The following is a 22750-nucleotide window of genomic DNA, read 5'->3' as shown; positions in this document are numbered from 1 at the left end:
GAAGCGAACAATGGAAATCAAACGCGTCGATCGCGACATTTCAGTCTCACCGCAAATCACCGTTGCCGATGTGCCGGAGGTCGCTAAAGCGGGTTTCCGGACCATCATCTGCAATCGTCCGGACGGCGAGGGCAACGATCAGCCTCTGTTCAAGGAGATCGAGGAAGCGGCCAAAAAGGCGGGTTTGAGCTGCCACTATCTGCCGGTCGAGAGCGGCAAGGTCAGCGATGAAGACGCCGAGAGCTTCGGTCAGTTGCTGGCCCTGGCGCCCAAGCCGGCGCTGGCATTCTGCCGCAGCGGGACGCGCTCGGTGACGCTCTGGGCGCTCAGCCACAAGGGCGACGTCAAACTCGCCGATATCCTGCAGAAGTCCAAGAACGCGGGCTACGACATGCACGGCGTCGTGCGCCGGATTGCCAACAACGGGACAACACCGGTCGATGCCGTGGACGGCAGTTTCGAGGTTGTCGTCGTCGGGGCCGGATCGGCGGGGATTGCCGTGGCGTCTTCCTTGCTCGCCCGGGACCCAGACCTCGAGATCGCGGTCATCGACCCCGCCGACATTCATTACTATCAGCCGGGCTGGACCCTGGTGGGCGGGGGCGTTTTCGGCGCCAACGAAACGGTCCGTACACTGTCTTCGGTGCTGCCGGAGAAGGTGCACTGGATCAAGGCGGCGGTGGCGGCCTTCGAACCTGAGCGCAATGCCATCCTACTGGAGGGCTGCCGCCTGATCGAATATAAGCGGCTGGTCGTCTGCCCGGGCCTCAAGCTCGACTGGCACAAGATCGAGGGGCTGGTGGACACCCTGGGCAAGAACGGTGTGACCTCCAATTACCGCTTCGATCTCGCGCCTTACACCTGGGAGCTGGTGCAATCCCTGCGCGGCGGCAAGGCGCTCTTTACCCAGCCGCCCATGCCGATCAAGTGCGCGGGCGCGCCGCAAAAGGCGATGTACCTCTCTGCCGATCACTGGGTGCGCAGCGGCGTGCTCAAGGACATCGATGTCAGCTTCTACAATGCCGGCGGCGTGCTCTTCGGGGTGAAGGACTACGTGCCGGCCCTGATGGAATATGTGAAGAAGTATGAGGTCGACCTGCAGTTTTCGCACAATCTGGTTTCGATCGACGGACCGGCAAAAACCGCGCGCTTCGCAAGAACCGACGGCGAGGGTCCGAGCGAGATCGTGGAGCGCGAATTCGATATGATCCATGTCTGTCCGCCGCAGTGCGCGCCGGACTTTATCCGGGTCTCTCCGTTGGCTGACGCCGCGGGATGGGTTGACGTCGACCAGAACACCCTGCGCCATAAAACCTACGACAACATCTGGAGCCTGGGCGATGTCATGAATGCGCCCAACGCCAAAACCGCCGCGGCGGCGCGCAAGCAGGCGCCTGTTGTCGCGCAAAACCTGCTCTCGGACATGGGCAAGCGTTTCAATGTCGGGCACTACGACGGCTATGGCTCCTGTCCTCTGACCGTAGAGCGCGGCAAGATCGTGCTGGCGGAGTTCGGTTACGGCGGCAAGCTTCTGCCCAGTTTCCCGAACTGGCTGATCAATGGTCAGAAGCCCAGCCGCCTAGCCTGGCTGCTGAAGGAAAAGATCCTGCCGCCGGTCTATTGGCGGGCGATGCTGCAAGGGCGCGAATGGCTGGCCAAGCCCGAGAAGGTCAAAGCGGAAATGGTGAATTAATGCGCGTCGCGTTCAATCGAGAGAGTGTATTCGAATGCAGATCCGAGGCAGCGTTTGCAGAGCATAACGCGTTCGGATCTGCAGGCGAATGCGGCAAAACGCGGCGTGCATTGATGCTATGAGCGGCGCGGCCCGGACACCTCGGATTGAGCGGGTTCTACCCTGCGTCGGCTGGCTGCGCCGCTACGACGGCGGGCTCTTTCGCAGCGATGCCCTGGCCGCGGTGATTGTCACCATCATGCTGATCCCGCAGAGCCTGGCCTATGCCCTGCTCGCGGGGTTGCCGCCCCAGGTCGGGCTCTATGCCTCGGCCTTGCCGCTGGTCGGTTATGCGCTTTTCGGCTCCTCCAATGCCCTGGCTGTCGGACCGGTCGCCGTGGTGTCTCTCATGACGGCGGTGGCGGTGGGGCAGTTCGCCGCGGTCGGCACGCCGGAGTATCTGGGCGCGGCGCTCGTCCTGGCCTTGCTCTCCGGGGTGATGCTGATCGCCCTGGGGCTGCTGCGATTAGGATTTCTGGCCAGCCTGCTCAGCCATCCGGTGATTTCAGGTTTCATCACCGCGTCGGGCATTCTGATCGCAGCCAGCCAGCTGAAGCATATATTCGGCATCGAAGCCTCGGGACATTCCCTGATCGAACTCTCTGGCTCCCTGATCGAGCACATCGGCGAAGTCAACCTGCCGACCCTCGTGATTGGCGCGCTGGCCACGGTCTTTCTCTTTTGGGTGCGGGCACAGCTTAAACCGCTTCTGAAACGCATCGGTTTTGGAGAGCGGCTGGCGGACAGCTTTGCCAAGGCAGGGCCGGTCGCAGCCGTGATCGTGACGATCCTGGCGGTCGAGTTCCTGGCGCTCGACGCGGCTGGGGTCAAGGTGGTGGGGACGATCCCCCAGGGCTTGCCGCCGATCGCCATGCCGCCCTTCGATCCGGACCTCTGGCAGGCACTGTTGCCCTCGGCGTTGCTGATTTCCGTGGTGGGCTTTGTGGAATCCGTCTCCGTCGCCCAGACACTTGCAGCCAAGCGGCGCGAACGCATCCAGCCGGACCGGGAACTGGTTGGGCTGGGCGCGGCCAATGTCGCCTCGGCCTTCAGCGGCGGTTATCCGGTCACCGGCGGCTTCGCCCGCTCGGTGGTCAACTTCGATGCGGGCGCCCGCACGCCCTTGGCCGGCGTCCTGACGGCGGGCGGCATTGCGCTCACGGCGCTCCTGCTGACGCCGCTGTTTCAGCATTTGCCCAAGGCGACCCTGGCGGCGACCATCCTGGTCGCGGTGCTCTCGCTCGTCGATCTGGGGGCGATCAAACGGACCTGGGTCTATTCCAAAAAGGACTTCGCGGCTATGATGGCCACGATCCTGACTGTCTGGACTGTTGGGGTCGAGGCGGGGATCATTGCCGGTGTCAGCCTGTCCGTGGTGCTGTTTCTTGCCCGCTCCGCACGGCCGCACTTCGCCCGGCTTGGGCAGGTGCCGGGCACCCACCATTTCCGCAATGTGAAGCGGCACGAGGTCATCACCAGCCCCGAGGTCCTGAGCCTGCGGATCGATGAGAGTCTTTACTTCGCCAACGCCCGCTGGCTGGAAGACAAGATCTACGACATGGCGATCGAAGATCCGAAGTTGCGACACGTGGTTCTGAACTGCGCGGCGGTGAACGAGATCGACGCCAGTGCCCTGGAGAGTCTGGAAGCTCTGATCGAGCGTCTTGAGGCGGCTGGCGTCTCTCTGCATCTCGCCGAGGTCAAGGGACCGGTGACCGACAAGCTCAAGCGCTCCGACTCCTTCTGCAGCCATGCCGGACGTATCTATCTCAGTCACTACGATGCGCTGGCGGCCCTGGACCCGGAGACGACCGATCAGGCTGACAAAGGCGCGCGTCCGGAGCGTTCGACGGCGGCGATGCACTTATCGCGAAAAGCCGAGGGGGCCTGAAACCGGGCCTTTGCGATTGCGCCGGACAAGACACCCAGTTCGTGACCTGGCCACAAAATCAGGTCATAAGGGCAGGAGCCTACGAGTGCTCCTGACAACCTCTGGTGAAAACCGCCCGCCATGCTGACCGTCTATTCCGAAAAACACCGCTTGCGTGACGCCAAGACCGAACTTCATGGCGGCACCTTCGTGCGGCCATTCGAGTGTCCCGAGCGGGCGGAGATCGTGCTGGCGCGGGTCCGGCAGGAAGGGCTGGGCGAGGTCATCGCCCCTAGAGACTTCGGTCTTGCGCCGGTGCTCAAGGTACATGATCCGGATTTTGTGCGGTTTCTGGAGAATTGCTGGGAAGACTGGGTCGCTGCGGGCGGGGAAGGCGAGGCACTGCCCAATGTCTGGCCGACCCGCGCCATGAACGGCAAACGGATCCCGCGCAGCATTGACGGCAAGCTCGGCTACTACGCCCTGGCAGGCGAGACCTCGATATCCGACGGCACCTGGGAGGCGGCGCGGGCCGGTGCCGATGTCGTGCTGACGGCGGCGGAACATCTCCTCTCGGGCCAGGGGCAGTCGGCCTTTGCGCTCAGCCGTCCGCCCGGCCATCACGCGGCGGCGGATCAGTACGGCGGTTACTGCTTTCTGAACAACGCGGCCATTGCGGCGCAGTTCGCCCGCGATAAGGGAGTGGAACGCCTGGCCGTGCTGGACGTGGACTTTCATCACGGCAACGGTACCCAGAATATTTTTTACCGCCGCGACGATGTTTTCTTTGCGTCACTTCACGGTGACCCCATGGATGCCTTTCCCCACTTTCTCGGTCATGCCGACGAGTTGGGCGAGGACGCCGGCGAGGGATTCAATCTCAATTTTCCCCTTCCGCCGGGCACGGACTATTCCCGTTGGCGCGATGCGCTCGACGAAGCGCTGGCGCGGATTGTGGCCTTCAAGCCCGGTCTGCTGGTGGTTTCTCTCGGCGTGGATACCTTCGAGCAAGATCCCATCAGCTTTTTCAAACTGAAAAGCGACGACTTCGCCGACTACGGCGCCCGGATCGGTACGGCCATGAAGGCGGTTTCTGTGCCGGCTCTCTTTGTCATGGAAGGCGGCTACGCGGTCTCGGAGATCGGGATCAACACGGTGAATGTGCTGATCGGGTTTGAGGGCGCCTGAAGGGGAGGTTACATCCCATGTCACGGGTTCCTGCAATCCCAGATTGCTCTTCCGGTCGCGGCGGTTCCCCGCAGGCGTAAAACACCAGCAAGGCATTGGAATTTCGCTGGAAAGATGTGATCCTGACGTCTGTACAGGGCTGTCACCCGTGCCTTTTATGCGGAATGGCTCACTCTTACTTTATTCGGCAGACCTCATTTGCGCTGTAGTAGTCGGGTTTGCCGTGAGTTCGCGTCGATGAGTGCCGTTATGCCCGTGAGCCCTGATCCGCTGCTTGAGTCGAACGAACTCTTTCGTGCGGTGTTCGACGCCAGCAGCGATCTCATGTCTGTCAGCAGGCTTGATGACGGCTTTTGCCTCGCCGTGAACGTCGTCTGGCTCGAGGTCCTGGGCTTTGACCGCGATGATGTCATCGGTAAGACGGCGGAAGAGCTTGCCATCTGGACGGAGCCTAGCGTGCGCGCCGAGCTGATTCGCGAACTGAAGCGCAAAGGGGTTGTGAAAAATCTGGACGTCGCTTTGCGCGGTAAGGACGGCACGCTGCGGGACTGCGCCGCCACGCTGCGGCTGCTGCCGGTCGGTGAAGAAGATCTGTTGCTCTTTGCCGCCCACGAGGTCAGGAAGGAGCCTTCGGTTTCCGTCGAGCAGGTGGTGAAGACCTCGCGGGCGCTTCTGATCGATGCGCTGGAGTCCATCAATGAAGGTTTCGTCCTCTACGATGTGGACGGACGCCTGATCATCTGTAACTCCAAGTTCAAGGAGTTCTATGGCTACAGCGATGAGGAAGCCAAGCCGGGGGTGCACCGCCGGGACCTCGGACTCCTCGATATCGAGCGTAACGCGGTGATTGTCGAAGACAACCTCGCACAGCACTATGTCGAGCGGCGCGAGGACCTTTTGACCGGCCCGCCCGAGTCCTTTGTCGTCAGGCTGCGGGACGGCCGAATTCTGCTCTTGAACGACCGCAAAACAGACAGTGGCGGTATCGTCAGTATTCAAAGCGACATTACCGAACTCAAAAAGGCGGAGGCGGCGATCTCCGCCGCCAAGGACGAGGCTCAGACCGCCAACCGCGCCAAGTCCGAATTTCTGGCCCATATGAGCCACGAACTGCGGACACCGCTCAACTCGATTCTGGGCTTCACCCAGGTTATGCGGGAGGAGGTCTTCGGACCGCTTGGCGCCGAGAAGTATCTCGAGTACGCCATGAACGTGAACCACTCGGGACAGCATCTGCTCGCCCTGATCAACGACATTCTGGATATCTCCAAGGTCGAATCCGGCGAGGTAACCCTGGACGAAGAAGTCTTCGACCTTGAAGCGACCCTGCGAAGCTGTATCCGGATGGTGACCGGCCAGGCCGGCGAACCCGAGGACCGCATTGCTTTGGAAGCTGTGACAAATGTCGGTCATTTCGAAGGGGATAAGCGCATTATCAAGCAGGTGATCCTCAATCTGCTGTCCAATGCGACCAAGTTCACACCGGCCGGCAATTCTATCGGAATTTCAATGTCATCCGATGCCAGCGGCGCCATTGTCATTGAAGTCACCGATACGGGCTGCGGTATCGCGGAAGAGAATATTACCAAGGTTCTGGAGCCTTTCGGCCAGGTCCGTTCCGGCTCGCATCAGGCCCACGCCGGAACGGGACTTGGCCTGTCACTAAGCAAGATGCTGACCGAATTGCACGGCGGCCGTCTTTCCATTGAAAGCGAATTGGGCAAAGGCACCCAGGTTACACTATGGTTTCCGCCGCAGCGTAGCACACCAACCTAGTGCCTTTGAAAATATAGGCTTTTCAAAGTTCCGCTGTTGAATCGGAAGTCGATCCGAGCTTAGCGGTTCCCGTCCTGAAATCGATTGAGGAGGCGCCTCGCGGCCCGGCCGGCGGCTTCGGCACGGTCCTGCTCCTGTGCAATCTGCTTTGCCTCTTTAACCACAACGCGCGCGGCTTGTGCTGCCTTCGCCCGTGCCTGCGGATCGGAAGCAATTTTTCGTGCCGCGTAGCGCACAACATGTTTCAAAAGAAAAGCCATAACCCGAGCCTAACCGAACACGCCCGTTCCTGCCAGATCAAGCTGTGGTTAATTCCGTAAGAATCAACAGTCATGGTATTGTGTCATTCAGATTTTCAATGAAATTAGGACTTTGAACTGATTTATTAAAGTATTCTCACGGCAACATATGGAGCTGCTTCCGGCTTCCGCGGTGTTACTTCTTCTTATCGAAGGGATCGAGGCCACTGGCGCCATAGTAGCCGTTCAGGATGAAGATCATGTCGATGGTCTCACCATTCCCCGCCAGTGGATAGTAAACCCTTTCAGAATCAATGAATTCCCGATTGGGATGCGGCATCGAAAAGCGATCGTAGAGCGGCGTTCCGGTCTCCAATACCCGCCGCAGATTACCGAGGATACGCGCCGCAAAGTAGGGAAGAACCGCGTCCTCGACCAGAAGACCAGAGATGTCACGCTTGGCCATAATCGTCTGGGTCGTGCCGACGAGGCGGAAGCGGAACCTTGCCTGACCATCTTCTTGTTCCACGTTGACAAGGTTCACGTAAGTCAGAAGCTCATGAAAATCCAGGGGATCGATATGCTGACGGCCCGGCAGGTGGCCGGGAGGCGCGACACTTTGCAGATAGCGGTAGATTCTAACAAACTGCGGCCGCAAGGCCGGTGGCGCTGCGTTGGTTTCGCGCTCGTATGAGTCCGATAGCAGGCACCAGGAAGTCTCAGTCCCGGCTTCTGTGCCGTCATCGGTGATTTGGTATCCGCCGTGAGACAAGACTTCCGGTTCCACATAACATGACGATATAGCATGACTCTGCGTCATGATTCTATTCTCTGCAAGTAAAGTGGATCATTTTTGTGCTTCATGCCATGTATTTGGGTGAAAGCGTATTTGATCATACAATCAGCGTTAATCATTATGTCAAAAAGACGAGAAATTTGATTTGAATAATTAATAGCATTATTTGTCAAATTGCCACTTGAAGCTGTTTCGGCTTTCGCAAAATCTAGTGTTTTTGGTGTATTGCTAGACTGCGTCGATGTGATCAGCGCGTGGCGGGCGTTTCGGATAAGTCATTCCAGACCCGTTGTTCTACGATCCGGCCGTCCCGGATCAAAAACCAATCGACAAACCGAATACCCTCGAACTTCGAACCATCGAGCCACTCGCCATGCAAGGTTCCCTGACAGATCACCACCGCGCCGTCGTCCGTGCCGGTTTCATCGAAACGCTCGTAAGTCTTCCCGATGCTGCGGTAGCGGGCGCGCGCCCATTCAATCATCGCTTCCAATGAGGTGAAGTCTGCGCCGCCGGGAAAGGTAAGAAGGGCTGTATCGGCCAGCCACTGCTTTGCGGTTTCCAGGTCGCGGGCCTCCATCGCCGCGAGGTAGGAGCGTATGATCTCGCTGGGTGATATTGGCGGAGTTCCCGGACTCTTCCGCGTCCCGCCGCGCATATAGTTTGCCGGGGGTAACTCCTGCAGAGTCACGGTGATTCCCTCCAACGGCGCGCCGATAACTGTTTGGGCCACTTGAGTTATGCCCTTGGCCAGGCGCTCGCGCGTGACCTCGTCGTAACCTTCCATCAGGGTCACGTTAATGACTGGCATATCACTGTCCTCAGATGATTGTTACTTCGATGTCGCCGATCCCATCGACGTGGCCTTCCAAGCGGTCTCCGGCAACGACAGGACCGACACCGGCCGGTGTGCCGGTGAAGATCAGATCGCCGGGTGCGAGTTCAACCAGATTGGACAGGAAGGAGATGGTTTCGGGCACGCTCCAGATTTGCTGAGAGAGATCTCCGGCCTGCTTCAGGCTGTTGTTGACTTTGAGCCAAATAGCACCACTGTGCGGGTGGCCGATGTCCGCTGCGGCACGCAACGCGGAGCAGGGGGCCGAGTGATCGAAGCCTTTGCCCATGTCCCATGGGCGGCCCATTTTCTTCGCAACGCCCTGCAGGTCCCGCCGGGTCATGTCGAGACCGGCAGCATATCCATAGACATGACCGAGGGCATCCGGCTCGGCGATGTTTTTGCCACCGGTCCCGATTGCCACGACCAGTTCCATCTCGTAGTGCAGGTTTTCCGTCGCGGGGGGGTAGGGCATTTCGCCGCCTTCCGCCACGATGGCATCGCGGGGCTTGGTAAAGAAGAATGGCGGTTCGCGATCCGGATCTGCCCCCATTTCGCGTGCATGCTCGGCATAGTTACGACCCACACAATAGATTCTGCGCACCGGAAACACTGCCGCCTGGCCGACTACCGGAAGAACGGCTTCCGCCGGGGTGGGGATAACATAACTCATTCTGATCTCCAAAAGGCGCGTTGGGCGGATAGCACGCAGGCCATATTCCAAGCAGACGAAAAAAAGGGCAGCCGGAACATTCCGACCGCCCTGAAACTAGCTAACCTGTGCTGCCAGGAAAAGTCCAGACGGGACCGAACGCCCAGCTTTTGAAGGCGATTCTGCTCCGCTATCCCTTGACCTTGAAAATCCGCTTCCGTGCTTTCTCCAGGCGTTCGAGGATTTTGTCCATGCGGTCGGGCTTCACCATGAATTCCTGGAAGCCCTTCATGCCGATCTTCGCCATTTCGGGCCGTGTGTCGCGGTCATAGAACTGCGCCGTGCCGGCTTTCGAGAGCATTTCGGCGCCGATATTGAGGAAGGGATCGTCCTTGGCCTTCGCATCGATATGAACCGGCAACTGCAGGATGGCCTCGTTGAAGCGTTCCTGAACATCGGCGCGTGCCAGATAAGCCAGGAACTTGCGGGCGTCTTCCTTGTTCTTTGCTTTTGCGGGAATGTGGATTGTATCCGTTGGCGCGTCCTCGCCGATCCCCACGGCTTCATTGATGATGGGGAACTGGAAGAAGCCCATCTGATCGCGGACTTCATCGGGGAAGTTCGGCGTGATGAAGTTGCCGATCAAATACATCGCAGCCGAGCCGTTGTAGAGGAAGGGCTGGGCTTCCTGCCAGGAATAGGAGGCATGGTTTTCCAGGTAGTATCCCGGTTCGACCAGCTCCTTCCACTTTTCGAAGACGGCGCGCACCCGCTCGTCGGTGTAGGGAACCTTGCCGTCCATCAGCTCGATGTGGAAGTCGAGGCCGTTGACGCGCATGTTGATGTAATCGAACCAGCCGGCTGCGGTCCAGAGGAACTTGGTGCCGATTGCAATCGGCGTTACCCCATCGGCCTTGAGTTTGGCATTGACCGCCAGGAATTCGTCCCAGGTCTTTGGTTCTTCCAACCCGGCTTTCGCGAAGATGTCCTTACGGTAATAGACGCCCCATTGGTAGTAGGTATAGGGAATGCCCCACTGCTTGCCGTCAATGGTCATGGAGCTGCGCGCCGGTGCAAGCTTGGTGTGAAGGTCGTCCTTATCCCAGAGATCGCTGACATCCTCGAGCAGGCCGCGGTCGACAAAGGTTTTCATGCGATTGCCCGCGTACCAGTAGACCACGTCGGGCGGCTCGCTGGTCAGCCAGTTCCGGATCGCGGTTTTGTAGCTTTCTTTCTCGAAGGTATTGAACTGTATCTCGATGTCCGGATTTTCCTGCTTGAACTCTTCAACCAGCTCGTCAAAGGCCTTCTTCGGCGCCGGATCGGCCTGATCCGAATTGATGACGAGTGTGCCGGCCATCGCTGTCGCCGATATCAATGCGGAGGCCGCAAGTCCGCCCATCAGGCTGCGGATAAAGGACATGATAGCTATTCTCCCGTTTCTAGGTCGTTGCGGCCCCTGGATCGTTGATCGATCTCTTTGCCTGCCTGACCCTGAGCTCCCTATAACCGAACGTTTTCGCGCTTATCGATGCGCGCTTTACGTGCGGGCGAAAAAGATTGTCCGGAGGTTTCTATTTGTTGTCAATCATTATCATTTCTTTCGAAAGGCGATGGTTTCAACAGGAATCGAAAACGCATGCCCGCGTATTCATAGTGGCAATCCTGCGCCGCCAGGTGTCGCGTTGCGCGCTTTCGATCAGCGCGACGACACAGCCGCCGAAACCTGCGCCCGCCAGTCGCGCTCCCAAAGCTCCGGCGGTCAGACAATCCTCCACCAGGCGATCCAATGCGGGGACGGAAACCTCATAATCATCTCGCAAGGAGAGGTGAGACGCATGCATGAGCCGCCCGAGCGCCGCATAGTTGCCGGATTTGAGCGCGTTCCTGGCTTCAATAACCCTGAGGTTTTCGCTCAGGACATGGCGTACGCGCCGGTCAAGCGGAGGCGGAAGGTCTTTGAGATCCGGTTCATCACCATCCAGCTCTCGCAGGCTGTTGACGCCGAGTGTTTGCGCCGCGCGCTGGCACTCGTCCCGGCGCAGGTTGTAACCGACGTCCGCAAGACGCCGGCGTTCGCCGCAATCGATGACTTCCAGCCGGTAGTCTGGATCGATGGCGATCGCTTCGCGCGCAAGGGTCAGTGTGTCAATGAAGAGTGCGTTACCCACTGTCCCGTCGACAAGAATCAAAGGGTCCATGATGCCGCAGTTCACGCCGACATGAATACGTTCAATCCGCTGCGCCGTTTTGGCCAGGCTCTCGCCCTCCAGACTGTGTTCAAAGAGTTTCCCGAGGCCGCGCAGCAGGGCTACCGAAAAGGAGGCTGAACTTGCCAGTCCCGCACCGGTCGGAACATTACCGGATGCGGCCAGTCGAAAGCTGCTCACGTCCGCGCCGGCGGATTGAAGCTCCCGAGCCGCGCCGACAACGTAGTCAATCCAATCACCGCGGCGGTGGCGGGAAGCAGAATCCGATGTGGCCGGGATCCTGTGCACGGCCTTGTCTCCGGTCAGGGTTGAGTAACCCTCGATTTCAATATGGTTTCCTGTTGCGTCGCCAAGGTTTTCCTTGAGTGAGAGCTCAACGCTGGTGGTCAGAGGCATGGGTGCCGCAAGCACAAAACCCTGATTGTAGTCCGTATGCCCACCCAGGATATCGACGCGGGAGAGGGCGGTCGTGCTGACTGCAGGTGCCTCTGCAAAGACCTGACGGTAACAGCTGGATCCAGATGGGTCGTCTGGGGCATTCATATCCCGTATCTCTCCAGAATGGACCAACGACGTCCCTTGACGAGTGCGCCTGGACTCTAGCGGGTTCTCCAGGCTGAAACTCCGGCTGGGGGAAGCCTGCGACCCCCTAGGAGGAATTCGGCGTCACCAGGTGCCGGCGCCTCCGCCGGACTTGTGCCGTAATTAAAGGCGAACTGTACTTTGCCCCGCCGGCGCAAGCGCACATCGCCCAAGGGAGCCGCCAACTCAATCCCGGACCACTCGCAAAAGTCTGAGAGGATCTTATCGAGAAGTGGCTTTGACGCCAAGCAAGCGAGGTAGCGGAAGTCGTTGTTCTCAACCAGCGCAGCAGTTCCCTGATGAAATTCGCCGGCGAAGGTGGCAAGTACCTGCTTGTCGGTTTCGAGCTCTTCGCGCCAGAGCACAGCGTCATATCGGGTATTACCCAACTGAACAGCTTCGAGGTGCGCGAGCGCAAAGGATTCCACGCGCAGAACCGTGAGGCCGAGCAGGCCCCGGAGTGGTCCGGGTGCCAGTTGACCGGGAATGGAAAAGTCGCGCGTCTTGCTGCCGCTCCGGGGGCCGACAAGAGTTTTACCGCTGAAGCGGCGCAGCCGATCCGCCAGTGCTTCACTCACATAAGGCTGACAGGGCAGGATCAGGGCTTTGTAGTCGTCGAAGTCATGCCGTGGCCCGACGATATCGACATCCAGGCCGCGCTCCCGCAGGGACTGATAAACTTCGAATACCCAGCGCAGATAGGAGAACTCCCTCCCTTGCGGCTGGATTTCGAGGCTCCAGACAGCGTCGTAATCGATCATCAGAGCGATATCGCCGCGATCCGTATCGGGTAGCTCAAGCGCCGCGAGTTCGCTGGCGACCCGGGCGACTTCAGTCACGCCGCGGTCCGGACTGCCGTCTGGCCTCAAGAGTCCCGCATGCATCTGCTCTTGCGCGAAGGGCGCCTGACGCCAGCGAAAGAAGGAGGTCACTTCGCCGCCGTGGGCAAAACACTCCCAGGCCCAGAGGCGCAGCATGCCGTCCAGAGGCGCCGGGTTGTGCGGCGCCCAGTTGACCGGGCCGGGTTGCTGTTCCATGACCCAGAAGCGGCCATCGCCGCAGGTCCGGTAAAGGTCGTGATGAAAGGCGGCGAAATCCGGGTGTCCCTGGCGCTGGAAGCGGGCCTTCACGTCGTCATCGCACCAACCTTGATCCAGGAACCCCAGCGGATAGCTGTCCCAGGTCGCGACGTCCAGATCCGCCGAAACGTCATAGTGATCGAAGCTGGTCTCAAAGCCCATGAAGTTGTGCAGAACATCCCGGCCCGGCGAATGCCGCCGCAGGATCTCGACCTGGGCACGGTTGAAAGACACGACCTGATCGGAGGAAAAGCGTCTGAAATCGAGCTGGTGCGCCGGGTTGGCCTCGGTCACCGTCAGATTGGGCGGGTCGATGTCTTCGAAGTCGCTGTATTCCTGGCTCCAAAACACCGTGCCCCAGGCCTGGTTCAGAGCGTCAATCGACCCATATCGCCGCGCGAGCCAGAGCCGGAAGGCTTCGGCGGCCGCATCTGAATAGCTGACCGTGGTATTGTGACAGCCGTATTCATTATCGGTCTGCCAGGCAACCACATGAGGATTTTCGCCATATCGCTGCGCCATCTTTTCAACGAAGCCGCATGCAAGGTCGCGATAGGTTTCACTGGAGAAACAGTAGTGGCGGCGAGAGCCGAACTTGCGCGGCCTGCCGTCCGGGTCCCGCGCCAGGATCGCCGGGTGTTGCTTCACCAGCCAGCGTGGCGGCGTGGCTGTCGGTGTTCCCAAGACCACCTGCAATCCGGCGTCGCCGAGTGTTGCAATAGCGCTATCCAGCCATTCCCATGTGTAATTGCCAGCGGAGGGCTCAAGTCGCGACCAGGCAAACTCACCGATGCGCACGATCCGCAGACCCATTTCAAACATGGTCGCAGCATCTTCGCTCCAGCGGCTTTGCGGCCAGTGTTCGGGATAGTAACAAACGCCTAGTCTTGCCACGGCTGTACTTTCAACTCACCAGAGCTATGGGTCGGAGGAGGGGCTATAAACCTGATGTCAGGCGACGTCTACCGCCAATCCGCTGGCTTTTAAAAGCTTAAGGTGCTCCCGTGCGGCGGCATTATCCGTGATCAGCATTTCTGCGCAGCTCAAAGGTGCAATGGCGGCGGTTGAGACCGCGTTCAGCTTAGTGTGGTCAGCGAGGAAATAGACCCGCGCGCTTGCCGCGAGCATGGCCTGCTTGATCTCCGCTTCCTGGAGGTTGGAATTGGTGAAGCCTTTTTCGGGGTGAACACCGTTACAGCCGATAAAGGCTTTGTCGGCGTTGACCTGCGCGAGCAGACCGCCGCCGAGCGGGTTGACCAGCGAGTGTTGAAGCGGCCGCAGTGTGCCGCCGGTTACAATCAAGGTTACACCTGGATGGCTTTCCAGGATCATCGCGATGTTGAGGGCATTCGTGATCACCACAACGTTTCGAAGATCGGGTGGAAAGGCCTGGGCGAGCGCGGTCAGAGTGCTGCCGACATCGATAATGATCGTGTCATTGTCTTCGATCAGGCGAGCGGCGCGCTTTGCGATCCGTTCTTTTTCGTCTTGGCAGGCCAGGCTGGTCACCTCGAGCGCCTGCTCGTTGCGGTGCGGTGGCATCTGGACGGCGCCACCGCGATTGCGCCGAAGCTCGCTTCGTTCTTCCAGGTAACCGAGATCGGCTCTGATGGTGACCACTGAGACATCAAGGTCCTCAGCCAGTTCCGTGACCCGGACGTTGCCGTTCTTGCCAAGCAGGGAGCGGATGTGCTCGTGCCTGAGTTGGGCATCAAGTGACGGAAGCATAGTCTTCGATCTCTTTCCTTTTCTTACGCTCTCTGATCAAACTACAGTGATGGAAAGAAAAACTGAAGCCCTTTGCAGAGAGGCCGCCATGCAAGCCCCCCAAGTTGAAAGCCTTCGCTTTGACGACACCGAGCTTCACCTGGTGCCGGAACTGGGCGGTGTGATTATTGGCTATTCCTCCAGGATCGGCACCGACCATCACCACTGGATGCGCCCGGTCCGGCTGGAGACAGTTGTCGAGAAGGGCGCAATCGCATCTTCAAGCTATCCGCTTGTGCCTTTTTCCAATCGGATCGCGCAGGGTCGTTTTCACTATGACGGCCGAGAGATCACCTTGCCGCCGGACCCCTTGTTGCCGCCTCATGCCATTCATGGCCATGGATGGCGTGCGGCCTGGGAGGTTTCTGAGCGCTCGGAAAGCACGATGCTCCTTCGCTATAGGCACAGGGCGGACGATTGGCCCTGGGCTTACGAGGCGACCCAGCGCTGTGGGCTGGACGCCGAGGGTCTGTGGATTGAGATGACGCTGAAGAATTTGTCGGAGCAACCCATGCCGGCCGGACTTGGGCTCCATCCGCATTTTCCAAGAACCGCTGATGTTCGGCTGAAGGCTGCGGTGGCACAGGCGCACGTAGCAGATCCCTGTCTGCTGCCGATTGCAAAACGAGACGATCATCCCGCGATCGCGCCCTTGGGATCGGGCGGGCCTCTGCCGGAGGGTCTGGACCTTTGTTTCGAAGGCTGGGATGGTTCAGCCGAGATCCTCTGGCCCGCTGAGAACCGTGGTCTGCGTGTTGTCGCCGGTCCCGAGTTCGGCCATCTCGTGATTTTCACGCCACCCGATGAGGACTTCTTTTGCGTTGAACCGGTCAGCCATTGCGTGAACGCCGTGAACCTCGAAGGGAGTGAGTGGGGAGTTACCGGTCTCGTACATCTCGCGCCGGGGGAGAGCGTTTCGGCCTCGGCCCGTTTTCAGCCTTTTTATCCCAAGATTTAAGCCATCCCGCTCTCTGTGATTTGCAGAAGGAGGGCCGTGTCCGGATCGAGGACCGGGATTTGGATGCCCGAGCCTGCGATCGCTCTGCCGGATAGAATGAGCGAGCCGTCGAACAAGGCATCGGGCATGTTCTTCATTCGCCGCCCTGGGTTGCTTGGCTGATTGAAAGCGCACACCCGGTAAAAGCGATCCGGGTCCAGACCCGGTAGGCGCAAGGGCGCGGCCAGGGCATCGCGCGTCTGCTCCATGACCGCGTAACTGACCATGGCTTTCGTCAGGTCTTGAGCGAGGACCCCGAACACCAGCGCCCGGCCGTCTTCCAGGACCTGGCGCAAGACCCTCCCACTGTGCAGGATCGAACGCCAGTCTTTGTGGAGTGCTATGTAATCCGTGACCCTGGAGAGTTCATCTTCGCTCAGTTGGCTGAGGTCCGCTTCCAAACCGAAGTGCCCGAAGAATGCCGTGATCGCGCGGAAGTCCAGATCGAGGCGACGGCCTGTCGTGTGACAGTGCATGGGGCCGATGTGCGCGCCCATGATTTCCGGGGGAAAGAAGAGGCTGAAGCCCTGTTGAATCGATTGCCGGTCGTGCGCATCGTTGGAGTCAGAGGCCCAAATTCTATGAGTTCTGCGCAGGATCCCGAAGTCGGCGCGCCCGCCACCGGATGCGCAGCTCTCGATTTCAACGGTCGGGTGACTCTCGCGCAGGCGGTCGATCAAGGCATAGAGAGCCTTGGTTTGCTGCCCGGTGACAAAGCTCTGGCCATCCGCCTGATGACTGAGATCCCGGTTCATATCCCACTTGAGATAGCTGATTGGATAGGCTTTCAAGAGCGCGTCGAGACTGTCGAAAAGATACTGCGCGGCTTCGGGCCTGGTGAGATTGAGCACATGCTGGTACCGCCCCGTCGGCTCCTGCAGGGATTCGAGGTGGAGAACCCAGTCAGGGTGAGCCCGGAAGAGATCGCTGTCTGGGTTGACCATTTCGGGCTCGACCCAGAGGCCGAACGCCATGCCCAGATCCTGGACCTCGCTGATCAAGGGTTCAAGGCCGTGGGGATATTTCTTTTCGTCCAGGACCCAGTCACCAAGCGATGTCCGGTCGTCGTTACGGTCCTTGAACCAGCCATCGTCCAGAACGAAACGCTCGACGCCGACCTGTGCCGCCAGTTTTGCCAGATGGCTGAGTTTTTCCGGCGCATGATCGAAATAGATGGCCTCCCAGGTGTTGAGGGTCACGGGCCGCGGCTTACGTGTCTGCGGCGGCAGGAGATCGCTGCGCAAAAATCTGTGGAAATTACTGGAGAGACCGCCGAGACCTTCGTCGCTGATCGTGAAGCAGACATCCGGTGACTGATAGCTTTGGCCTGGTCCGAGCATGACTTCACCGGGCAGCAGAAGTTCGCCCATCTGAAGCTGTCGCGTGCCGTCGGGCAGGCGCTCATGCAACACCCGGTGATTCCCGCTCCAGGCCAAATGTGCGCCGATAACCGCGCCTGTGGTTTCGTTAAAGTCCTCCGTGCCCAGAATCATGGCGGGAAAGCTGTCGTGAGAGGTGCGCCCGCGCCGGTTCTCCCGCATCAGGATGCCGACCGGTGCCCGACGGCGGGCGGTCTGAAACTCGCCACACCAGCGGCCCCGGAAGCTCAGGATTTCTTCGTGACTGGATGGAATTGGCAAGGTCGCCGCCGCGCACCACTGCAGGTCATAGTCCGCTGTGCCATCGTTGGTCAGGCGCGTCTTCATAGTCAAGACGTTGCTGTCAACGGCCAGTGAAATGACGATCTGCAGTGTTAGTCCGGCGGCCGTGTCCTTGGCCAGGATCGTCCAACTGCCGTTGTCTTCCTTGACTGAGACGTCGGGGAAACCGGGCAGAGCGTTGCGGCCCTTGCGATGTCCGCTCAAGGCCGGTTGACCCGGAAATCCGTTGACAAGGGACGGACTCAATGTGAGGGGAACCGCGTCATCCAGGCCGCCCTGGAGCGCAGGACGGGTGAGGGCGCGCGCCAGGCTTTCCGGCTGCTCGTCTATTGCAAGCGGCGTGCCCCAGTAAAGGATACGCGGCATCGTGCCTGCGCTCCCCGTCGCGGGGGCCTCGAGCAGGAGCGTGCTGCGGCTGGAATCAAGCCGGTAGTGAGCGCTTTTCATAGCCTGTTGTTATCCCTTGGTCGCTCCAAGCGTAAGGCCCGCGATGAAATGACGCTGCATCAGGAAGAAGAGTGCAACCGGCGGGAGCGCGGCGATGATGGAGCCTGCGGATATCAGTTGCCAGGACGCGAGCCATTGGCCTTTCAAGGCGTTGAGACCGGCCGTGATCGGACGCACCTCGTCGCTTTGGACCAGCACCAGCGACCAGAAGTAATCGTTCCAGACAAAGGTAAAGATCAGCACCGAAAGCGCCGCCAGGGCAGGGCGGACCAGCGGAACAATGATGTGGCGGAAGATTTTCCATTCACTGACCCCTTCGACCCGGGCGGCCTCGATCAGCTCGTTGGGCAGCGCAGCGATGAAATTGCGCATGAAAAGCGTGCAGAAACCGGTCTGGAACGCGGTGTGGAAAACGATGAGCGCCCAGGGCGTATCATAGAAGCCCAGATCGATGGTCAGCGTGCGGACCGGGATCATGAGAATCTGGAAGGGAATGAAATTGCCGCCGACGAAGATGGCGAAGAGCAGGATGCGGAAGCGGATATTGTATTTCGCCAATGCAAAGCCGGCCATGGTCGCGAAGGCGACCGAGACCACCACCGTGGGCAGCGTGATGATGATCGAGTTCAGCATGTAGGTCGCCATGGGCGTGACCCGGAAAATCTCGCTGTAGTTCTCGATCAGCATCCACTTCTCGGGCAGGCCCCAGTAGTTGCCTTTATTGAGATCCTCGATGGAGCGCGCGGACGTCAACATCACGGCGATCAGCGGCAGGAGCCAGGCGATCAACGCAACCGGCAGCGCGGCCTTGTAAGCGACTTGATGGGCGGTGGAGGCTTTTTCGATCGGTCTTGGAAACATCGGCTCAGCCCCTCTCTGCGCGGATCATGCGCCAGAGGAAGAAGGCGATGTAGATGTCCATGATCAGGAAGAGGACCGTGGCGATCGCGGCACCGTATCCCATGCGATAGTTGAACATGGACTGCTCGTACATGAAGTAGGCCAGGACGCTCGAGCTGCCGTAAGGGCCGCCGTCGGTCATGATGGCTACCAGATCGAAGCTACGCAGCGCACCGATAACGGTCACTACGATGGCGATAAAGGTCGCCGGCATCAGCTGCGGCAGCACGACGTGCCAGAGCATGCGAAGGCCCTTTGCGCCATCGAGGCGCGCAGCCTCGATCTGGTCCGGGCTCAGGGAGTTAAGCCCGGTGAGATAAAGAATCATGCAGTAGGCAATCTGCGGCCAGAGGCCGGCGGCGATAATGCCGTAGGTCACCAGATCCTCGTCGGAGAGGACGGCGATCGGATCCATGCCGAAACTGCCCAGGATAACCGTCATCAGACCGTTATGGGGATCATAGAACCATGCGAAGATCAGTCCGACGACGACCTGGGAAATCACGAAGGGAAAGAAGAAAAGCGATTTGACCAGCCGGATACCGGGAACATTCTGGTTCAGGAACAGCGCGATGCCGAGACCGATCGGCGGGGCCAGCATATAGAGCACTAGCCAGTAAACGTTGTTGGTCAGCGAAATCCAGAACTGATCGTCATCGAAAAGCTCTTCGTAATTCGCAAGGCCGATAAAGGTTTTTTCACCAAGCCCGTCCCATTCGTGGAAGCTGATCCAGACACTCTGAGCAATGGGGTTCAGGACATAGAGGGCGAAGACAAAAAAGGCCGGCGCCAGAAACAGCCACGGCGCTATTTTGACCTGGTTCTTGCGCCAATACTGCGACATGAACCTCTCCCCTTGTTTGACGCCTTGAGCGGTGACTTTCTTTTTATTTCGATATCGAGCCGGGTGAGCAACGAAACGCGGTTCTTACAGGGAGCGGACTTCTCAATTCGCTTTTTGCGCTTGCGTTGTTTGGACCGTGAACCCGACAGCGTCGAGTATTTCGCCAGAGCTTTCGTCTTGTCAATTGGAAAGAAAGAAAACGAAAAAAAAAGAAAGAGGCTGCTTGACGAAGATAGAGGTGCTGCTCAAACTGGCAGGTGTTTCTCGTGCGCTCGGCAGAGTGTGCGAGGCACGCAATAAAAGAAAAATAAAATGACCCTGTTGATCCCGAGGGAGGGTTGGGCAAATGGCTGACGTGCAGCTGAAGTCTGTGGTCAAACGCTTTGGGGATGTGGAAATCATCCATGGAGTCGACCTGGAGCTAAAGCATCGTGAATTCGTCGTTTTTGTCGGGCCGTCGGGCTGCGGCAAGTCCACGCTGCTGCGCTTGATTGCGGGGCTTGAGGAAACGACCGACGGCCAGATCTTTATCGACGAGACCGACGTGACCAATGTCGAAGCCGTGGATCGCGGCATCGCCATGGTTTTTCAATCCTATGCGCTCTATCCCCACATGACGGTTGCCGAGAACATGGGCTTCGGTTTGCGCATGTCCAATCACCCCAAGGCGGAAATCGACGAGAAAGTCGGCGAGGCGGCGCGTATTCTGCAACTGGGTCCACTGATGGACCGGCGCCCCAAGGCGCTTTCCGGCGGTCAGCGCCAGCGGGTTGCAATCGGGCGGGCGATTGTCCGCAACCCGAAAGTCTTCCTGTTCGATGAGCCGCTGTCCAACCTGGATGCGGAACTGCGGGTGCAGATGCGCGTTGAAATCGCGAAACTGCATCAGCAGCTTGACGCCACTATGATCTACGTGACCCACGATCAGGTCGAAGCCATGACCATGGCGGACAAGATCGTCGTGCTGCGCGGTGGCTATGTCGAACAGGTCGGTGCCCCGTTGGACCTCTATCATCATCCCTGCAATGAGTTCGTCGCCGGTTTCATTGGCTCGCCGAAGATGAACTTTGTCTCGAGCGAAATCCTCGCCAAAAACGAATCTGCCGTGACTGTGGCGCTGCCCGGCGGCAATCAGGCGGATCTGCCGGTTGCCATGAACGGTGCCGAAATCGGGCAGAAGGTCAAGCTCGGTATTCGGCCGGAACACTTCTCGGAACAGGATGACGGCAACCCGCGTATGGACTTCAACGTCGAGGTTGCCGAACACCTGGGCGGGACTTCGTTCCTCTATGGCCAGTCCGGTAACGGCGAACAGGTTGTCGTCGAGGCCTCGGGAGCCAACCGGGCGAAGCCGGGCGAGGCCTTGTCGCTGGCCGTGCCGCCGAGCTACTGCCACCTTTTCGACAGCGAGGGGAAGGCTTTCAAGCGCCTTCAGTGGGCAGAGTAAGCCGCCTATATCGTTCCAGAATTTGCCGGTCTAATGGTTGCGTTTGTCGGACATGGACGAGAACTGGAAACATAGCCAATGCAGCTTTTCGGGTATAAGATCCCAAGAAAATAACCACGATGAGTGTATCGGATGCCGGATCGATCCCGGCTTTCGGCATGTTCCGGTCGCGGTTGCGCCGAATTAGCATAACGGGGAGTCAACTATGAAGCGGCTCGTAATGGCCGTGGCAGTTTGCGCCGCGGGCTTGATCCCACTCCAGCTTCAGGCGGCGGGTGACGGACATCTCAATATGGGCGTGGTCCTGGAACCTCCGCATCTGGATCCGACAGCCGGCGCGGCGGCTGCCATCGATGAAGTGGTCTATGCAAACGTCTTTGAAGGTCTGACCCGTATCGACCGGAACGGCGAGGTCAAACCGGGTCTTGCGTCGAGTTGGAAAGTTTCGGACGACGGCAAGACTTACCGCTTCGACCTGCGTGACGATGTGAAGTTTCACGATGGAACCGCGATGGATTCCGCCGATGTCGTCTTCTCTATCGAACGGGCCATCGCAGAGGACAGTGTGAACGCGCAGAAGGCTCTGTTCGAAGCAATCGAGTCCGTCGCCGCCGAGGGAGCGGGCACGGTCATCATCACGCTCAAGCGTCCGACCGGGCACTTCCTGTTCAATCTGGGATGGGGTGACGCGGTCGTGGTCGGCGAAGAGAGCGCGGACGGCAACAAAGCCAACCCGGTCGGCACCGGTCCCTTTAAGTTCAAGCGTTGGGTCAAGGGCGACCGTGTCGAATTGGTGCACAACGAAGACTACTGGGGCGAACCTGCGAAACTGGCCACGGCGACCTTCCGTTTTATCCCGGATCCCGCAGCGGCGGTATCGGCCATGATGGCCGGGGATGTCGATGCTTTCGCAAACTTCCCGGCGCCCGAGAGCATGGTGCAGTTCGAAGCCGATCCGCGCTTTACAGTGGTGATCGGGAGCACCGAGGGCGAGACCATTCTCTCGACCAACAACGGTCGTCCGCCCTTTGACGATATCCGGGTCCGTCAGGCCATTGCGCATGCGATCGACCGCAAAGCCATCATCGACGGCGCCATGTTTGGTTACGGCACCCCTATCGGCAGCCACTTTGCGCCGCACCATCCGGCCTACGTCGACCTGACGGACCGCTATCCGCTGAACCTGGAAAAGGCGAAAGCCCTTCTGGCAGAGGCGGGTCACGCGGACGGCTTCAAGGCGACCATCAAGCTGCCGCCGCCAAGCTACGCGCGGCGCGGAGGAGAGATCGTCGCGTCCCAGCTCCGTGAGATCGGAATAGACCTGGAGATCATTCCGGTCGAATGGGCGCAATGGCTGGAGCAGGCATTCCGAGGTCAGGATTTCGACCTCACGATCGTCTCGCATACGGAGCCCATGGATATCGGCATCTATGCCAGAGAAGACTACTACTTCGATTACCGGAGTGAGGCCTTCAATGGGCTTATGGATAAGCTGGCGGCCGAGGTCGATGAAAAGGCGCGTTATGATGTGATGGCGGATGCGCAAAAACGTCTGGCTGACGATGCCGTGAACGGCTTTTTGTTCCAGCTCGCGAAGCACGGCGTCTGGAATGCCAAGGTTAGGGGCCTGTGGGAGAACAGCCCGGTGCAGGCCAATGACCTGACCGATGTTTCCTGGGAAAAGTGACGCCCCCGGAACAAGGAATTGCCTCGCATGCGTCGATCTTG

At 59.3% G+C, this 22750-nt stretch carries 17 protein-coding genes; 7 read left to right on the top strand and 10 right to left on the bottom strand.

Annotation, left to right across the window (positions count from 1 at the left end):
* Positions 1-10: 10 nt before the first annotated feature.
* From FKG95_RS12150 to FKG95_RS12135, 4 genes are all read left to right on the top strand, one after another.
* Positions 11-1693, top strand: coding sequence for a bifunctional protein tyrosine phosphatase family protein/NAD(P)/FAD-dependent oxidoreductase (locus FKG95_RS12150; protein WP_142896607.1), 1683 nt, complete (start codon positions 11-13; stop codon positions 1691-1693).
* A gap of 88 nt (positions 1694-1781) precedes the next feature.
* Positions 1782-3623 carry a SulP family inorganic anion transporter gene (locus tag FKG95_RS12145; RefSeq protein ID WP_246116746.1) on the top strand — a complete coding sequence of 614 codons (1842 nt, stop codon included), beginning with the start codon at positions 1782-1784 and terminating at the stop codon, positions 3621-3623.
* Positions 3624-3743: 120 nt separating this feature from the next.
* Entirely contained in the window at positions 3744-4790 is a 1047-nt protein-coding gene (locus FKG95_RS12140; RefSeq protein ID WP_142896605.1) for a histone deacetylase family protein, read from the top strand.
* Positions 4791-5039: 249 nt separating this feature from the next.
* Complete coding sequence (locus FKG95_RS12135) at positions 5040-6566, top strand: PAS domain-containing sensor histidine kinase (protein ID WP_179954072.1); 1527 nt, start codon at positions 5040-5042, stop codon at positions 6564-6566.
* A 435-nt stretch (positions 6567-7001) separates the two neighbouring features.
* On the opposite strand, the gene FKG95_RS12130 is transcribed toward FKG95_RS12135, so the two are convergent.
* From FKG95_RS12130 to FKG95_RS12100, 7 genes are all read right to left on the bottom strand, one after another.
* Positions 7002-7625 carry a PAS domain-containing protein gene (locus FKG95_RS12130; RefSeq protein WP_142896603.1) on the bottom strand — a complete coding sequence of 208 codons (624 nt, stop codon included), beginning with the start codon at positions 7623-7625 and terminating at the stop codon, positions 7002-7004.
* A gap of 223 nt (positions 7626-7848) precedes the next feature.
* Complete coding sequence (locus FKG95_RS12125; protein ID WP_142896602.1) at positions 7849-8412, bottom strand: tautomerase family protein; 564 nt, start codon at positions 8410-8412, stop codon at positions 7849-7851.
* A 10-nt stretch (positions 8413-8422) separates the two neighbouring features.
* Positions 8423-9109 carry a fumarylacetoacetate hydrolase family protein gene (locus tag FKG95_RS12120; protein WP_142896601.1) on the bottom strand — a complete coding sequence of 229 codons (687 nt, stop codon included), beginning with the start codon at positions 9107-9109 and terminating at the stop codon, positions 8423-8425.
* Positions 9110-9278: 169 nt separating this feature from the next.
* Positions 9279-10511 (bottom strand): ABC transporter substrate-binding protein, encoded by a 1233-nt coding sequence (locus tag FKG95_RS12115; RefSeq protein WP_142896600.1) that lies wholly within the window; start codon positions 10509-10511, stop codon positions 9279-9281.
* Between the two features lie 196 nt (positions 10512-10707).
* On the bottom strand, positions 10708-11841 hold the full coding sequence (locus FKG95_RS12110) for a galactokinase (protein WP_142896599.1): 1134 nt from the start codon (positions 11839-11841) through the stop codon (positions 10708-10710).
* Positions 11842-11897: 56 nt separating this feature from the next.
* Positions 11898-13853, bottom strand: coding sequence for a beta-galactosidase (locus FKG95_RS12105; protein ID WP_218940168.1), 1956 nt, complete (start codon positions 13851-13853; stop codon positions 11898-11900).
* Between the two features lie 57 nt (positions 13854-13910).
* Entirely contained in the window at positions 13911-14687 is a 777-nt protein-coding gene (locus tag FKG95_RS12100) for a DeoR/GlpR family DNA-binding transcription regulator (protein WP_142896598.1), read from the bottom strand.
* Positions 14688-14775: 88 nt separating this feature from the next.
* On the opposite strand from FKG95_RS12100, the gene FKG95_RS12095 reads away from it, so the two are divergent.
* Positions 14776-15684 (top strand): aldose 1-epimerase, encoded by a 909-nt coding sequence (locus FKG95_RS12095; protein ID WP_179954071.1) that lies wholly within the window; start codon positions 14776-14778, stop codon positions 15682-15684.
* Here FKG95_RS12095 and FKG95_RS12090 read toward each other — a convergent pair.
* The 3 genes from FKG95_RS12090 to FKG95_RS12080 are packed head-to-tail and all read right to left on the bottom strand — an operon-like array spanning position 15681 to position 19575.
* Positions 15681-17831: an alpha-galactosidase gene (locus FKG95_RS12090; protein ID WP_142896596.1), complete on the bottom strand. Its 2151-nt coding sequence runs from the start codon at positions 17829-17831 to the stop codon at positions 15681-15683. The two genes, FKG95_RS12095 and FKG95_RS12090, sit on opposite strands and share 4 nt — an antisense overlap.
* 9 nt (positions 17832-17840) lie before the next feature.
* Positions 17841-18692: a carbohydrate ABC transporter permease gene (locus FKG95_RS12085; RefSeq protein WP_142896595.1), complete on the bottom strand. Its 852-nt coding sequence runs from the start codon at positions 18690-18692 to the stop codon at positions 17841-17843.
* Positions 18693-18696: 4 nt separating this feature from the next.
* The gene (locus FKG95_RS12080) at positions 18697-19575 is read right to left on the bottom strand and encodes a carbohydrate ABC transporter permease (protein WP_142896594.1); all 879 of its coding nucleotides are present in this window, start codon (positions 19573-19575) and stop codon (positions 18697-18699) included.
* A 346-nt stretch (positions 19576-19921) separates the two neighbouring features.
* Here FKG95_RS12080 and FKG95_RS12075 point away from each other — a divergent pair, with 346 nt between their 5' ends.
* Entirely contained in the window at positions 19922-21022 is a 1101-nt protein-coding gene (locus FKG95_RS12075) for an ABC transporter ATP-binding protein (RefSeq protein ID WP_142896593.1), read from the top strand.
* Positions 21023-21227: 205 nt separating this feature from the next.
* Positions 21228-22709, top strand: a complete 1482-nt coding sequence (locus FKG95_RS12070) for an ABC transporter substrate-binding protein (protein ID WP_142896592.1) — start codon at positions 21228-21230, stop codon at positions 22707-22709.
* Positions 22710-22750 lie beyond the last annotated feature (41 nt).

Source organism: Denitrobaculum tricleocarpae (assembly GCF_007004665.1).
Classification (GTDB): domain Bacteria; phylum Pseudomonadota; class Alphaproteobacteria; order Kiloniellales; family Kiloniellaceae; genus Denitrobaculum; species Denitrobaculum tricleocarpae.
This window is presented reverse-complemented; position numbering and strand designations above follow the sequence as displayed.